Consider the following 15,877-nt stretch of genomic DNA (forward strand, 5'->3'; position numbering starts at 1 on the left):
GTTAATCCCGTAAGCTTTCTGACATATCAGCATCAGGAGTGACTTCAAAACTTATTTCTCCAAAACAAACGGTGCCGGCACTTGTAATTCCTTCTACTAAAACTTTATAACGGGCGTTATCATCCGATGTAAAGAATGAAATATTCGCTTCTCCATTGTTAATTTTTACCGAAGGATTCCAGTATAAAGTTGTTCGGTGATCCGGTCTTTCCGAATTTATGTTTTCAGCGTTATAAGTTGGAGAATAAAACTCCCGGTACTTCGAAAAACCTTTAATCTTTTGCTTGATCACCCCTTTCAAATATTTTTCACGTACCTCATCCGGGGCGCCACGTTTGGTATAGATAAAAACTCCACCGGCAGATCCTCTCGATCCCAATAACGCCACTCCTGTGGGGTTATGTGTATCAATGATATCCACCCGATCGATGCTGCTAACAGAAATCGGTGGTAATGGAGGATTATGTGGATTTGTCCAAAGGATACCATCCAAATAAACAATATAGTTATTTCTTGCACTTCCGCCAAGCAACGACATTGGCATATTATTCCCAAAAAATGCAGGCGCTTTTTCAAAAAGAAAATCTTTTAAAGTGTTCGCCATAAAATCTGCGTCTGTTGGTTTTATCATTATATCAGGTTCCGAATAAATCTGTGAAAATTTTACTTCCTCCTGCTCAGGTGCATTTGCACTAACTTTCACCTCATCAATTAGTATCACATCTTTTTCGGGTTCGAATGCTTTTTCGGCAAGGCTCGCATAATAGTTTTGCCGGTAAAGTTCAAGCGGAATTTTATTTCTTTCGGAATATTGTTTGAATTTATTCGGATTAAAAGCCGCAGAAATGGTTTTCAACGGCTCAATTGTTACTCGTGTATTTTCACTTTCACTACTTTTTCGGGCCTGCAAAGTAACAGCTGCCGAATCAGCCAGATTAATATGCTGAAAAACAAACCGGCCTTCTGCATCGGAGGTTTCCCACGAGCTAAATAAACTATCGTTTTGCACCATTAGTATTACTTCACTTTCAGCTACCCGCTTTTTGTTCCACAGGTTAGTTACATAGCCGCCAATAGTAAAACCTGCCGTTACCGGATAAACAAATTCTTCCTCATCCAGGTCTGCAATTTTATTCCAGATGTAGTTGCTCCAGCCGTGTGTTAACATCAGCAGGTCGAGTTTCTGTTCGGCAGAAATTTCCGCATCGTCGTTAAAATAATTGGCCGGCGATTCAATGCGGCCAATAAGCTCAGCATCAAGATACAACTGCGACAACAGGGTTTGCGATTCACCAAAAGCATTCAAACTATTTTCGTCAACAACCGCAATCGAAAGCCGCGCACTGTCAGCAAGAAATTTTTTATCCGGAACAAGATGAAAATCGGCCAGACTGCGGTTTGAAAAAACCGAATCCGACAACTCTATGTTGATGGTATTTGTTTCAATATTGTTATTAAAATACAGCCGTTCAGAAACCGGGTTTAAATCTTCGTTTAACAGTAGCAGGCGGTTTATACCGGCACCAAATTTATTCTTCTCAATTTTTACGCTAAAGTCGTTTTGGGTGGGTCGTACTTTTTTGTAGAAAATTACTTCTCCCCGATTCATGCAGGCCAGCGTATATTTCTGACGATAGTAATTTTTGGAGTTACTTAAAATTCCAACATGCAAAAGATCTTCAGAATTGTTATACAACTGCAGTTTTATTCCTTCTTTCTCTGCTTCCCAAAACTGCACTTTTACTTTTGGAAAGGCATTTAAAACAACGGTATATTCTTCGCCGCTGTTCGGGTAAAAATCAAACCTTCCCAAGCCTTTATAGTTTGTTACAAAGTGGGCAACCGTTTTATTGTCTTTATTCAACACCACTCCGTTTGTATGAATGCTTTCACCATTTTTGCCGGTAATTTTTACGCCAATAACGTTCGGTGTGTGTTCCAGCAACATACCTCCTTCAGGGAAAAAACGCACAACAGGTTCCACACCTTCATTTGCCGTAGTAAATGTCCGGGAATCTATTTCAAATGAATTCTTAGTCCGCTCAATAGCTAGCGATTTGTAAAAGAAACAGTCATCGCCAAAGTTTCGGAGGTAATTGGTGTAAGCCCTGAAAATAATGTTTCCGGTAAGCAGCGAATCAACAATTGGAATATTTCCTTCTCCAAACCCCTTATAAACAGGAAATATCCCGGATTTTAAGATCGCTCCACTTGAATCGATTAAATCAACATACAAGTTCTGATCGTTGCTTACCGGAGCATGAGTTTTCCCGTTCAGCAGGTAGGCACTCAACCAAATGGTATCGCCAAGAAAGTAGATTTCGCGATCGGTTTGTACATACAATTTCTGAAAGCCCGGATGAGTAATTTTAGTATCAAAATCAGGCCTGTTTTGCGCCAGTAAATTCTGTGCTAAAAAAAGAAAAAGGAACCACCCTGTTAAAGGATTGCGCATTGGTTTGTTTTTGGTTTATTAGTTGAACAGCACTAAAATTAGCAATAAAAAATTCAATGTTCAATTGCATTTCTCATAAATCGCCGCGTAAAGCCTATTGGCTCTCATGTTATACATCATCTTTTTAGTTTCCAGCAACTAACGCCACTCAATTAGCCAGAAAACGTAAGAGTTTAAAAATGTATGAAGAAAACCAGCAGAAAATCTCTAACTTTAGCAAAAACACGAACACTGCACGATATACAGATTATGAAGAACTTACTTTTAAACGACGGGAACAAGCTACCAATTATTGGTTTTGGCACTTATAAATCAAACGAGCAAGAAGGAATTGAGGCAGTACGATTTGCCTTGCAAAATGGTTATCGATTAATTGACACGGCTGCCTTTTACTTTAACGAAGAAGCCGTTGGCAAAGGAATAAAAGCCAGTGGTATTCCGCGCGAAGAAGTTTTTGTAACCACTAAATTGTGGCGCGATTACCTGGGTTATGAATCAACCAAAAGAGAGCTGGAAAAATCATTGAAAAAGCTCGATGTGGATTACATCGACCTGTACCTGATACACTGGCCAGCCAATGCCCGCAACTATAACAACTGGCAAAAAGCCAATGCCGACACCTGGCGCGCCATGGAAGCGCTGCAAGCCGAAGGAAAGATTAAATCGATTGGGGTAAGTAATTTCTGGCAAGAACATTTTGATGCTTTGTTTAAAACAGCCAATGTAAAACCCGCTGTAAACCAAATTGAGTTTCACCCGGGTTACTGGCAACCGGAATTAACAGCCTTTTGTAAAAAACATGACATTGCGATTGAAGCCTGGTCGCCACTGGCCCGCGGACGCGTATTCGACAATGAAACCTTGCAACAAATTGCAAAAAACCACAATCAATCGATAGCAAAAGTTTGCCTGCGCTGGATTACCCAGCATGATGTTGTGGTCATCCCAAAATCAACTACCCACGAACGCATTCTCGATAACCTTAATTTATTCCATTTCGAGCTCAGCAATGAAGAAATGAACCTGATTGACAATCTTCCGGAAATCGGTTTTAGTGGGGAATTGCCAAATATTTGGCCGGAGCGGCTTCCTTTGACTTAATGATGCCCTCGACTAAAAAACGACCTATGAGAAAAATAGCAATACTAATTTTTTGCCTATTACAAATTTCGATTACTGCAAAATCACAAGAGACAAAATCAGAAAATAATTTAGATCTTGAATTAGGACTGGGTTACAATACTTTGAATTGGCAAGTGACATCATTAAATGAAAATGTAGGGCTCACCAGAAATGGATTTGCTGTTTTGCCTTCTCTTAAGTTAAAATATTCCATCAAATTTTCTGAGCTAAGAAACAATTCAATGTTTGAACTAACTCCTTTCGTGGGATACAATATGTTTGGAGGGAAATCTAAGACAGAATCAAATGGTTACAAAGACATAATTCGTTTGCAGTCATTTGAGATTGGTGTATTGCCAACCTTTTCCTTAAACCATAAAGTAAATCTATATGGAGGAGTAAAAGGACAATATATTTTTAGTGCAAAAAATAAATCTTACGGTTCAATCCTCAGCCCAATTGACACTGACAGAAATTGGGAGACAAACGATATAAGTGATTTAATTAAAGACATATCTTTTAACATCGGTGCAGGATTCAATTATAGAATAAATAGTTTTTCTTTAGGAATAGAGACTTGGTTTGGGATTACGAATTTAAGTGATACCGAAAACCTGAAAATTTATGAAAATAATTATCGGCTAATTATCGGATATAGAATCGAATAAAATACGTTGCATAACAGTTAAGCGTTCTAATGGCATGCAATGCCCAGTAAGAACCGGTTGTTGACGCAAACCGGGTTCAGATCGGAGTTGTAAGTTATGGTTTTCCCGATGTTTGGGTTTATCCTTTTCGGGAGGATGGTTGTTCACAGGCTCTCATTTCAGAGCTGATCAAAACCTGTTTTTAAGTTTCAAAATGATTTTTCAGCCTTTGTTTCTTAATTGATGCCATGCTTATCCACGGATTTTTCACTTTTGGGCACAGCTCCGCCAGGCCCTTGTCCTTTCTTTTCCTCATTTCTTTTTAAATAGAACCTGTGGTTAAATGAATTATTTCTTGCGTTTTAAGAAAGATAGAATGTGGCTGGCTTAAACAGGCAGTCTACAGATAGCGGATTATTTTCTACATCCTTTCATTTATAATTTACGAGTTCGCACAATCTCACATATATCTAACACACAGCATTCTTAATTGATTTTCAACCGTTTATTCACAAGGTTTTGAAAATCTGGCAACATTTTCGCAACATGCGAATTAAATAAAGTGTAGGCCCAACGGTGGTGACTTAATTGGAAGTTATTATTGTTTAATCTAAAAAATTGAATAAGAGATAAAACGTAAAATGGATGAACAACAATGAATAAAATTTGAAAGACAAAATTTTTAAAACGACCGATATGGAAACTTATTATTCACAACTTTGGATACTTTTAGACCTGATTATTGCAGCAGTTTTGTGCAGTGTCATTGGCGGCGAACGTGAGAAGCTAGACAAACCAGCAGGATTACGAACCAATATTATTGTAGGAAGTATTGCCTGCTTTTTTGTTTCAATAAGTCCGGGTTTAAGCAATTTTTTAATTGAAAACATGGAGCCCGATCATTTAAGCATGGATGCAATACGTATTCTCCAGGCCATTGTTGTGGGAGTGAGCTTTATTGGGGCAGGAACCATTTTAAAGTCGAAAGATGAGAATAATGTCCGAAACCTGACCACAGCTTCTACCTTGCTTTATTCTGCCGGAATAGGTATTTCTGTTGCATTGCACGTTTATATAATTGCCATTGGACTGGCTCTTATGGGACTAATAATAAACTCATTAAATAAAATATGGGCTTTTTTTTACCGTATCTTCAAGAAATAAAAGAATATTGGATTCTTTTCTATTCCCTTCCTCGGAAGAACATCAAGGGGGTTTATTCAAAATCTTATGACTTAACCAAATCATTATTCAGCTATAACAATCACACTAATTGGGAACGTTTCTTCTACCATCATTGTTCTTTTGATACGAATTAATGACCTGGGTGATAAAAACGGTAGACAACTTCATATAAAATGAATTGCAGTTAAGAGTCTTCATCCCAAAATCTCCGCGAATTTTCTATTCGGTTTGTATTTGCTAAATTAGTTACTTAAACACAACATGGCCGAGACTATTACTGCGGGTCAAAACTTTTTTAATATGAAAAAACTACTCTTTTTCTGGAAAGAATTAATGGCCACGTTTTGGTTTGTACCGGCACTTATTATTGGGTTTGCGGTCATTCTGTCTATAGGGTTCGTTTCTTTAGATAGCTACATAGATCTACCTCAAGATGGCTGGTTGCGATTTTTCCTGGTAAATAGTTCAGATTCAGCACGAAGTATTTTAGCAACTATATCCGGTGCTATGATTGGTGTGGCAGGAACTGTTTTTTCGGTTACCCTGGTAGCCCTCACTTTAGCTTCTTCACAATTTGGCCCCCGGTTAATTAAAAACTTTATGTACGTGCGGCTAAATCAAATTGTGTTAGGCTCATACATTTCCACCTATTTGTACTGCTTGTTGGTATTGAATGCCATCAGAGATTATGACGGCTACAGTTTCATCCCCTCTATTTCAATATTGGTAGCCATTTTCGCAGCAATAGTGAATATCGTTTTACTAATCATTTTTATCCACCAAATTGCTGTAAGTATTCAGGCAGACAAGGTTATATCAGATATCTCAAACCTAATCTCGAAACAAGTAAAAGTACTCTTTCCTGAAAAAATGGGCGATGGATTAAAAGATGAAAAAGTTTTTGATGAAGATGAAGCAATTTCAGCCTATAAGGAACATACCACGATTAAGTCTCCTAAAGCTGGATATCTTCAATACATAGACAATGAGGCGGTGATGGAAATTGTAACCAAAAATGATTCCCTCACACTATTAAATCAAGGGCCAGGTAGTTTCCTGGTAAAGGGTGGAGAAATTGGTGTACTGCACTCAAACAATGAATGGGAAGAAGAATCGATGAAAAAACTGATGGAGCAATTTATTATCGGAAAGACAAAGACTTCTCAGCAAGATCTGAACTATTCTATTCACCAAATGGTAGAAATAGCTGCAAGGGCGCTATCTCCGGGAGTAAACGACCCTTACACTGCCATTGCCTGCATTGACAATTTAACGGCCACACTGTGCTATCTGGCGGAAGCTAAATTCCCCTCAAAATATCGTGTTGACGAGGAAGATAATCTGCGAATTATCGCTGATGTTCTGAATTTCGAGGGAGTGCTAGATGCAGCATTTAATCAAATCAGACAATTTTCAGCAGGTAGTACAGCGGTGGTTATTAAATTGATGGAGGCACTGACCACAATATTGAATTTCACAAAAAAAGAAAGCTACAAAAAATCCGTAATCAAACACGCCGAAATGGTTTACAGACAAGGAAAAGAAACGATAAAGGAGACTAATGATCTTCAAGATCTTACGGAGAGAGCAAACAAGATTTTAAAGAAATGACCAAAAACCAGCTCAATCTGCTTCATCAGCGTTCCAACCCCTATAATTTTCCCTTTCTGTTTCCCCTATAATAATAATTAAATACCTTTGGCGTTTTAGAAAAAATGACAATCGCGCATGAAGCGAAAAATACACCTAATTATTTTGTTTTGTTTTTCGATGTTGGCCGGGAAAGCTCAAATTGGAGGTGAATACACCTACCAGTTTCTGGAGCTTACGAACTCTGCACGTATTGCCGCTTTGGGCGGAACACAAATTGCCATTTTCGATTCAAGCGATCTGAACCTGCCATATGCCAACCCGGCACTGCTTCACGAGGATATGGACAACCGCGTTTTAGTAAACTACGTAAATTATCTTGCTGATGTAAATTACGGTTACGCCTCGTACGCCAAAACCTACGATGGAATTGGTAATTTTGCGGTGGGTATGCATTACATTAATTACGGCCAGTTCGACGAGGCCCTAGAAACAGGTGAACGCACCGGAGCTACATTCAATGCTGCCGAATACGCACTTAACCTTATCTACTCCAATAGTTACAAACGGCTGAATTACGGTATCAACCTGAAACCCATTTTATCGTCGTTCGAAACCTATCAATCCTTTGGAATTGCCGCCGACCTGGGGGCCAGTTTTGCCAGTAAAGATGGGTATACAAACGTGGCTCTGGTAGTACGCAATTTCGGAACGCAAATATCAACTTACTACGATGGTGCCGATCGTGAACGTATTCCTCTCAATGTACAGGCGGGAATTAGTAAGCGTTTACAACACGCCCCCCTGATTTTTTCGGCAACTTTACAACATCTTAATCACTGGGATCTGGCATCTGGCAATGAAGAAGAGGAGTTTAACGGCGAAACCATCCACCAGCGCGAAGAGAGTTTTGCCAAACAAACCATGCGCCACCTGGTGCTGGGAGCGGAAATTATGCCATCGGAAAATTTTACTTTACGTGTAGGATACAACTACCAGCGGCGACAGGAATTAAAATTCGACAATAAAGCTTCAACAGTTGGATTTTCTGCCGGATTTGGATTAAAAATCAAACGTTTTCATTTTGATTATGCCATTTCGCGGTTTCATTTGGCCGGTTCTTCCAACCTGTTTTCAGTGTCGGTTAACCTGAACAACAATTTTTAATTGAAACAATCTGATATTTCTGGAACAGGCTCCCTGTTCCTAACATCATTTATATTTATATTCATCAAACAATTGTCTTTCCAGACGGGAAATACTTTTTCCTATAGCTGAAATGAGCTTGCGAATTACATGTGATGCCAAACTTGGACAATCCTAATCACATGAAAAAGTATTCAAAAAGCCACCGCTGACGATAAACAGCTAAAAATAAATTCCATTCACTAAAATCAAGAAACTTCCCGATGCTAACGATCGGGACAGGCTCTCCTTTTAGCCCTTCGTTCCTCAGGTATAACGAGCGTCGAACAGACTTGATTTTTTAACCTGCCTACCGGCAGGCAGGCGTTCTCTTCATTTATTTTCTTAACGCGTTTTCTCGAAGACGGTCCTTTGGACAAACTTTGCGCGGGCTTGTCAAAATCCGTCAGGCGGGCTAATCAGTTACATTGAAAAAACGCAAAGGTTATTTTTTGACAAGATTTTTGGTTCCTTTTGATCGAATGCAAAAGGAACTGCCCGTCCGGCATAAGGACAAAAGCTACAATATTGATTTACAGTTAAACTTAACACCAGACCTGTAGCACATTCGCAAACAATAAAAACATGCTGTTTGCCATTAATTATAATTCTTTAAAACTTTTTAGAAACACCTAAAACAGACAATTGAATCTTAATTAAAATTTCCCCATATTTGCTTCAAATTCCTAAAGAAACATGAACAATAAGAAGATCATCATTGCTATCGATGGCCATTCGTCTTGTGGGAAAAGCACCATGGCTAAGTCTCTTGCACAACGGCTCGGTTACGTTTATATCGACACCGGCGCGATGTACCGTGTGGTAACCCTGGTTGCCCTGCGCAATGGGTGGATCGAAAATAAAATCCCCGACACCAAAAAAATTATCGACGGCCTGAACGACATAAAAATCACTTTTAAATGGGACGAAAAAGCCGGTAAAAACACCACTTTCCTGAATGGCGAGAACGTGGAAGATGAAATCCGACAGATGGAAGTATCCGAGAACGTGAGCCCCATTAGTACCATTGCCGAAGTGCGCCACGAAATGGTACATCAGCAGCGCGAAAACGGCAAAAACAAAGGAATTGTAATGGATGGTCGCGATATTGGCACAGTAGTTTTTCCCCATGCCGAGTTAAAAATATTTATGACCGCCTCGCCAGAAATACGGGCGCAGCGCCGCTACCTGGAACTTACCGAAAAAGGCGACAAAGTTAACTTCGAAGAGATTTTAGCCAATGTTGAGGGGCGTGATAAGATCGATTCAACACGCGCTGCAAGTCCCTTAAAACAAGCCGACGACGCTCTTATTCTCGATAATAGTAAGCTAACGCGCGAACAACAATTGGATTGGGCCGTTAACAAAGTAAAAGAAATTACTGAAAGAAAATGATTGTTGAGATAGATAGAAGATCGGGATTTTGTTTTGGAGTGATCAATGCGATCAAATCAGCGGAGGATGAATTGAAGGATTCGAACCAGCTTTATTGTTTGGGCGATATCGTTCATAACGGCATGGAAGTAGAACGTCTGGAGAAGATGGGATTGAAATCGATTTCGAAAGAAGATTTTTTTACCCTCAGCAATTGCAAGGTTTTAATCCGTGCCCATGGCGAACCACCGGAAACATACGAATATGCGGAAGCCAACAATGTAGAACTGATTGATGCTACTTGTCCGGTGGTGCTAACACTGCAGGAAAAAGTTAAAAGCTCGTACTCCAGGCATTCGCAAATAGAGGGCCAGGTTGTTATCTACGGTAAAAAAGGACACGCTGAAATTGAGGGGCTGAATGGTCAAACAAATCACAATGCCATCGTTATCGAAAGCATTGCCGATGTGGATAAGATCGACAAGAACCGTCCAGTTTCGCTTTATTCGCAAACCACAAAACGAATTGAGGACTTTCATGCCATTGCCCAAAAGGTAAAAGAAACTACCGAACCGGGAGTCCCGGTTGAAATAAAAGACACGATTTGCCGACAGGTATCAAATCGCGTTCCTAACCTTAAAAAGTTTGCTGAACGATTTGATGTCATTTTATTTGTGGCCGGCAAGAAAAGCTCAAACGGCCAATACCTGTACACCATTTGCAAAGAGGTAAATGATGATTCGTATTTCATTACCAGAATTGACGAAATAAAAAAGGAATGGTTCGAAGGCGTTAAGTCGGTGGGTATCTGCGGAGCAACATCAACGCCCAACTGGTTAATGGAAGATGTGGAAAAATGGATCCACACCAACTTCGATTAAGAATTTTAAGCGCATTCCATAATTTCACGTACTTTTAGGCAAACATTTTTTATGCCTCAACTTTTTGCACAAGTAATATTACCATTGTCGTTGCACGATAGCTTTACCTACAAAGTACCGGCATCACTGGAGAAAGAAGTTGCGCCGGGCAAACGGGTAATTGTGCAGTTTGGCAAAAAGAAATTATATGCCGCCCTTGTCATCTCGCTTTCGGATAAAAACCCGGAAAACATGGAGCTGAAAGAAGTTCATGAAATTCTGGATGAACATCCTATAATTTTTCCGGTGAATTTTAAATTGTGGCAATGGCTGGCACAATATTATTGCTGCACACTGGGCGATGTATTCCGGGCTGCCCTGCCAACCGGGTTAAAACTCGAAAGTAAATCGAAATTATTTTTAACAGGTGTTGACGAACCTATAGATCTGAGCCCAAAAGAAGAATTGATTATCCGGCATCTACAGGAAGATGTTTCGCAACTTTCCGACATTGAGCACAAACTAGGCACCGAATTTTCGTACAAGGCACTGCGTTCGTTATTGGATAAAAAAGTTGTTTACGCCGAAGAAAAAATCAGTAGTAAATACAAGCCCAAAACTGAAGCTTTTATAAAGTTACACAGCAGCATTTCTTCCGAGAAAATATTAAACGAAAAAACTGACTTGCTGAAACGCGCTAAAAAGCAACAACAACTGCTCTTTCATTTTTGCACCGTTACCAATGCTTTTTCTGATGACCAGATTCAAGAAATTCCTAAAAAAGAATTGCTCTTGGGCACTTCTTTTTCCGGCAACCTGGTAAAAGAGCTGGTAAAAAAGAAAATTCTTGTAGAACGCCAGAAACAAGTCTCGCGGCTGGAGGAAGAAACGATCGATCAGGTAAGCATCAACCTGTTGAATAAACACCAGGCAAAAGCTTACGACGAAGTAAAAACCACTTTTGAAAAACAGCAGGTTACGCTGATTCACGGAATTACGGCCAGCGGAAAAACAGAGATTTACATTCATCTCATCGATGAGATTATTAAATCGGGGAAGCAAGCATTGTACCTGGTGCCCGAGATTGCACTTACTACGCAAATTATAAAGCGTTTAAAAAATGTGTTTGGCAACAAAGTGGGTATTTACCACTCAAAGTTGAACAGCCAGGAACGCGTTGAAATTTGGGAAAAAGTGCTGCAGTTTAACGATGATCCCAAGAAGGGTTACCAAGTGGTTTTAGGCGCACGGTCAGCAGTGTTTTTACCATTCTCAAAACTAGGAATTATAATTGTAGACGAGGAGCACGAAAATTCATTTAAACAGTTTGATCCGGCACCGCGCTACAATGCCCGCGACATGGCCGTGATATTGGGTTACCAAAACAATGCAAAAGTACTATTGGGTTCGGCAACACCTTCGTTTGAGTCGTATTACAATGCGCTAAAAGGAAAGTATGGACTGGTAAATCTAACCACGCGACACTCGGAAATGGAACTTCCGGAGATTTTGGTTGCCGACATTAAACGCGCTTACAAACGCAAACAAATGCGCTCGTTTTTAACTCCCGAACTCTATGAAATGATGGTAGCAGCGTTGGAGAAAAACGAGCAAATCATCCTTTTTCAAAACCGGCGTGGTTATTCGCCGTACGTCGAATGCTTTTCTTGTGGCGATATTCCGAAGTGCCGCAATTGCGATGTCAGCCTCACCTATCACAAATACAAACGACGGTTGAGTTGCCACTATTGTGGATTTAGCTATCAACTTCCTGAGAAATGTGATAATTGTGGTTCTCCCGAATTAAAAACACGTGGTTACGGCACCGAAAAAATTGAAGATGAACTGAAATCCTTATTCCGAAATGCACGGATTGCACGCATGGATCTGGATACTACACAATCGAAGAACGCTTTTGCCAAAATCGTTAAGAATCTGGAAGATCGAAAAACGAATATCCTTATCGGGACACAAATGGTTACCAAAGGTCTCGATTTTGAACACGTGAGCGTGGTAGGAATATTAAATGCCGACAACCTGATCAACTTCCCCGATTTTCGTGCGCATGAACGTGCCTATCAACTCATTTCGCAGGTGGCAGGCCGCGCCGGACGCAAACACAAACAAGGAAAAGTAATCATCCAAACCTCTCAACCCGATCATCCGTTGATAGAGTTGATCCGCGAACAAAACTACCAGGCCACTTTAAAAGAACAGTTTGAAGAACGCCAGCTATTTAAATACCCGCCCTATTACAGGTTGGTGAAAATTGTGGTGAAACACAAAAATATTCAAACGGTTGACCGCGCTGCCGATCAATTGGCCAATCAGCTAAAAAAATATAAACAGTTGGTGGTTATGGGGCCTGAATATCCATTGATAAGCCGTATTCAACTTTGGCATCATAAGGAAATATGGATTAAGATTAACCGCAAACTGAATCTCGACCTGGTGAAAAAAGAAATCAGTTCAGCAGTGAAAACAGTAAAACATCTGCCTTCCAACAGCAGTTGCGTTTTTAACATCGATGTCGACCCGGCTTAATAAGCTAAGTTCCTAACAAAATGTCTTGAAAAACATAATAAGTTTTGCGTTTTGACATTTTTCTGCCGCCGTTTTTTTCTTAGTTTTGTGGCCTTAACATTGTTGTGTGAACAAAGCAGAAGTAAACGAAATATTCGACCGATTTTCAAAAATGCGGGCCATAGTTATTGGCGACGCGATGGTTGACACCTATCTTTGGGGCAAAGTTGATCGCTTATCTCCAGAGGCACCCGTGCCAATTGTATCTGTAACCACCCGCGAAAACCGTCTTGGTGGTGCGGCAAATGTGTCGCGTAATATCCAGGCATTGGGAGCCACTCCTCTACTTTTTGCAGTGGTTGGCGACGACGATAATGGAAAAGAATTTCAGAATCTTTTGAATAAACGCAATGTTTCTGCCGAGGGCATCTTTATCGATCCGACAAGAAATACAACGGTAAAAAACCGGATCATTAGTTCGGGGAAGCAAATTGTTCGGGTTGATGAAGAATCAATAGATTACATTTCGGAAGAAATGGAAAACAAACTGATCAATGCTATCACATTAGAAATTGAAACCACCTCGGTTGATGTGATCGTTTTTGTTGATTACGACAAAGGAGTAGTTACGCCAAATTTATTTAAAACCATAAACGAGCTGGCACAGGAAAAAGGCATTCCAACAGCTGTTGATCCGAAGAAACGTAACTTCAGAAATTATAAGAATGTATCGCTCTTTAAACCTAATTTTAAAGAGTTTGTTGATGGCACCGGGTTACCACTAATGAAAGGCGATTTGGAAAGTCTAAAAGCAGCTGCTGAGACCTTTAAAACCGAACAGCAATTAAAACTGATATTCATAACACTTTCAGAATTGGGAGTTTTTATCAGCAACGGTGTAAATGAGCAGTATTATCCGGTTGCTATTCGCGACATTGCCGATGTTTCAGGAGCAGGAGATACCGTGATCGGAGTAGCCAGTTTGGCAATGGCGGCAGGGCTTCCACCAAAAATAATGGCACTAATGTCGAACCTGGCAGGCGGATTAGTTTGCGAAAAAGTTGGAGTTGTTCCAATCGATCAAACGAAGCTAAAAAAAGAGATGAAATCTCAAAAAATTTAGTTGCTTTACTGTTCAAAACCAAGCGCTTACTAAAACACCCCTCTTACTGGCCCTGAAATTTCACTTTGGTTATTGGTAAATTGTTAACTTTGAAACCGCTCAAGAATTTTAAAGACGCTATAAATGGGGAAAATAATTTCGTTGGCAAACCAGAAGGGAGGAGTTGGTAAAACAACTACCACAATTAATCTGGCTGCAAGTCTGGCTGTACTTGAACAGAAAGTCCTGATAATTGATGCCGATCCACAGGCCAATGCAACATCGGGCTTGGGATTCGACCTGAGAAACGTACAATCGAGTATTTACGAATGCATTGTAAATGAGGTTGAAGCCAGTAAAGCGGTTTTACAAACCGGCATTGATAACCTGGATATAATTCCGTCTCACATTGATTTGGTTGGTGCTGAAATTGAAATGTTGAACCTTCCAAATCGCGAAAAAGTGCTAAAAGTGGCAATGGAATCACTGAAAGATAAGTACGATTTTATTTTTATCGATTGTTCTCCATCGCTGGGATTGATAACAGTGAATGCCCTTACTGGATCTGACTCCGTTATTATTCCTGTTCAGTGTGAATATTTTGCATTGGAAGGACTTGGAAAACTATTAAATACGATCAAAATCATTCAAAACCGACTAAACCCGGACCTGGAAATTGAAGGGTTTCTTCTAACCATGTACGATGGCCGTTTAAACCTGTCGAACCAGGTTTTGGAAGAAGTAAAACATCACTTCCAGGAAATGGTATTCGACACTGTAATTCAACGAAACGTAAAATTAAGTGAAGCACCAAGCTACGGAAAACCGGTGGTACTTTACGATGCAAGCTCGAAAGGAGCAATTAACCACATGAACCTGGCGCGCGAAATATTACAGCGCAACGCTATGACTAAAATGTCGAAAGACAATGTTGTTATAAATTAAACCACCCTTAAGTAAGTTATGATGGCAAAAAGGAATGCACTTGGAAGAGGATTAGGCGCACTTATCGACGATGCTGAAAAAATGCAACAAGGCGCCGGGCTGGACGAAATTCAATTAAGCAAGATAGAAGCAAATCCTTTTCAACCCCGCTCGAAATTTGATGTGGTGGCACTGGAAGAACTCGCGGCCTCAATCAGAGAAATTGGATTAATACAACCCATTACCTTACGAAAAGTTAGCGACGACAAATACCAGATTATTGCCGGAGAACGCCGTTTCAGAGCCTCGCAACTGGCAGGATTGAATAAAATTCCTGCGTATGTGCGCAAAGCCAAAGACGATGGAATGCTGGAAATGGCGCTGGTGGAAAACATTCAGCGCGAAGACCTTGATTCTGTAGAAATAGCACTGAGCTACCAACGCCTGATAGACGAACTGGAATATACACAAGAAGAATTGAGTAGCCGCGTGGGTAAAAAACGCTCAACCATTGCCAACTACCTGCGTTTGTTAAAACTTCCGGCCATCGTTCAAAAAGGATTGATCGACAAAGAAATATCAATGGGTCATGCCCGAGCTATCATTAATATCGATGATGCCGATACACAAATCATGATTTTCGAACAAATTATAAAACATGGTCTTTCGGTTCGGAAAGTTGAAGAGGTAGTTCGTGATTTAAACTCTACAGAAGAAAAGCCAAGCGACACCAAAAAACCTAAGTTCCCCAAAGAGTTTAAGATTGTAAAAACACAACTTGATAAGATTTTCAGCAGGCGTATCGACTTCTCAATGAACAACAAAGGAAAAGGCAAAATTACCATTCCTTTTAAATCGGAAGCCGACCTGGAAAGAATTGTTAAAATAATTGAAAATCAAAAATAAACCT

12 protein-coding genes are annotated in these 15,877 nt (G+C 40.1%); 11 read left to right on the forward strand and 1 reads right to left on the reverse strand.

The genetic code is table 11. The features are described from left to right. Nucleotide 1: 1 nt before the first annotated feature. Nucleotides 2-2,455 (reverse strand): alpha-2-macroglobulin family protein, encoded by a 2,454-nt coding sequence (locus tag G0Q07_RS19460; protein WP_163348724.1) that lies wholly within the window; start codon nucleotides 2,453-2,455, stop codon nucleotides 2-4. Between the two features lie 249 nt (nucleotides 2,456-2,704). Here G0Q07_RS19460 and G0Q07_RS19465 point away from each other — a divergent pair, with 249 nt between their 5' ends. The 11 genes from G0Q07_RS19465 to G0Q07_RS19515 all read left to right on the forward strand — a co-directional run bounded on the left by G0Q07_RS19465 (nucleotide 2,705) and on the right by G0Q07_RS19515 (nucleotide 15,873). Further along, the gene (locus G0Q07_RS19465; RefSeq protein WP_163348725.1) at nucleotides 2,705-3,556 is read left to right on the forward strand and encodes an aldo/keto reductase; all 852 of its coding nucleotides are present in this window, start codon (nucleotides 2,705-2,707) and stop codon (nucleotides 3,554-3,556) included. A 26-nt stretch (nucleotides 3,557-3,582) separates the two neighbouring features. Next, nucleotides 3,583-4,245 (forward strand): outer membrane beta-barrel protein, encoded by a 663-nt coding sequence (locus tag G0Q07_RS19470; RefSeq protein ID WP_163348726.1) that lies wholly within the window; start codon nucleotides 3,583-3,585, stop codon nucleotides 4,243-4,245. A gap of 675 nt (nucleotides 4,246-4,920) precedes the next feature. Next, nucleotides 4,921-5,388 (forward strand): MgtC/SapB family protein, encoded by a 468-nt coding sequence (locus G0Q07_RS19475; protein WP_163348727.1) that lies wholly within the window; start codon nucleotides 4,921-4,923, stop codon nucleotides 5,386-5,388. A gap of 321 nt (nucleotides 5,389-5,709) precedes the next feature. Then, nucleotides 5,710-7,020: a DUF2254 domain-containing protein gene (locus G0Q07_RS19480; protein ID WP_163348728.1), complete on the forward strand. Its 1,311-nt coding sequence runs from the start codon at nucleotides 5,710-5,712 to the stop codon at nucleotides 7,018-7,020. A gap of 117 nt (nucleotides 7,021-7,137) precedes the next feature. Next, nucleotides 7,138-8,166 carry a type IX secretion system protein PorQ gene (gene porQ / locus G0Q07_RS19485; protein WP_163348729.1) on the forward strand — a complete coding sequence of 343 codons (1,029 nt, stop codon included), beginning with the start codon at nucleotides 7,138-7,140 and terminating at the stop codon, nucleotides 8,164-8,166. Nucleotides 8,167-8,880: 714 nt separating this feature from the next. Then, nucleotides 8,881-9,579, forward strand: coding sequence for a (d)CMP kinase (gene cmk, locus G0Q07_RS19490; protein ID WP_163348730.1), 699 nt, complete (start codon nucleotides 8,881-8,883; stop codon nucleotides 9,577-9,579). Continuing rightward, nucleotides 9,576-10,439, forward strand: coding sequence for a 4-hydroxy-3-methylbut-2-enyl diphosphate reductase (locus G0Q07_RS19495; RefSeq protein WP_163348731.1), 864 nt, complete (start codon nucleotides 9,576-9,578; stop codon nucleotides 10,437-10,439). The genes cmk and G0Q07_RS19495 overlap by 4 nt, the downstream gene beginning before the upstream one ends. Before the next feature lie 51 nt (nucleotides 10,440-10,490). Then, nucleotides 10,491-12,962 carry a replication restart helicase PriA gene (gene priA / locus G0Q07_RS19500; protein WP_163348732.1) on the forward strand — a complete coding sequence of 824 codons (2,472 nt, stop codon included), beginning with the start codon at nucleotides 10,491-10,493 and terminating at the stop codon, nucleotides 12,960-12,962. A 106-nt stretch (nucleotides 12,963-13,068) separates the two neighbouring features. Continuing rightward, a complete protein-coding gene (locus tag G0Q07_RS19505; protein WP_203532612.1) occupies nucleotides 13,069-14,064 on the forward strand; it encodes a bifunctional heptose 7-phosphate kinase/heptose 1-phosphate adenyltransferase in 996 nt (331 codons plus the stop codon). Between the two features lie 123 nt (nucleotides 14,065-14,187). Continuing rightward, nucleotides 14,188-14,988: a ParA family protein gene (locus G0Q07_RS19510; RefSeq protein WP_163348733.1), complete on the forward strand. Its 801-nt coding sequence runs from the start codon at nucleotides 14,188-14,190 to the stop codon at nucleotides 14,986-14,988. 21 nt (nucleotides 14,989-15,009) lie between these two features. Continuing rightward, nucleotides 15,010-15,873: a ParB/RepB/Spo0J family partition protein gene (locus G0Q07_RS19515; RefSeq protein WP_163348734.1), complete on the forward strand. Its 864-nt coding sequence runs from the start codon at nucleotides 15,010-15,012 to the stop codon at nucleotides 15,871-15,873. Nucleotides 15,874-15,877: the final 4 nt, after the last annotated feature.

The sequence above is a fragment of the Draconibacterium halophilum genome, from assembly GCF_010448835.1.
Lineage (GTDB): Bacteria > Bacteroidota > Bacteroidia > Bacteroidales > Prolixibacteraceae > Draconibacterium > Draconibacterium halophilum.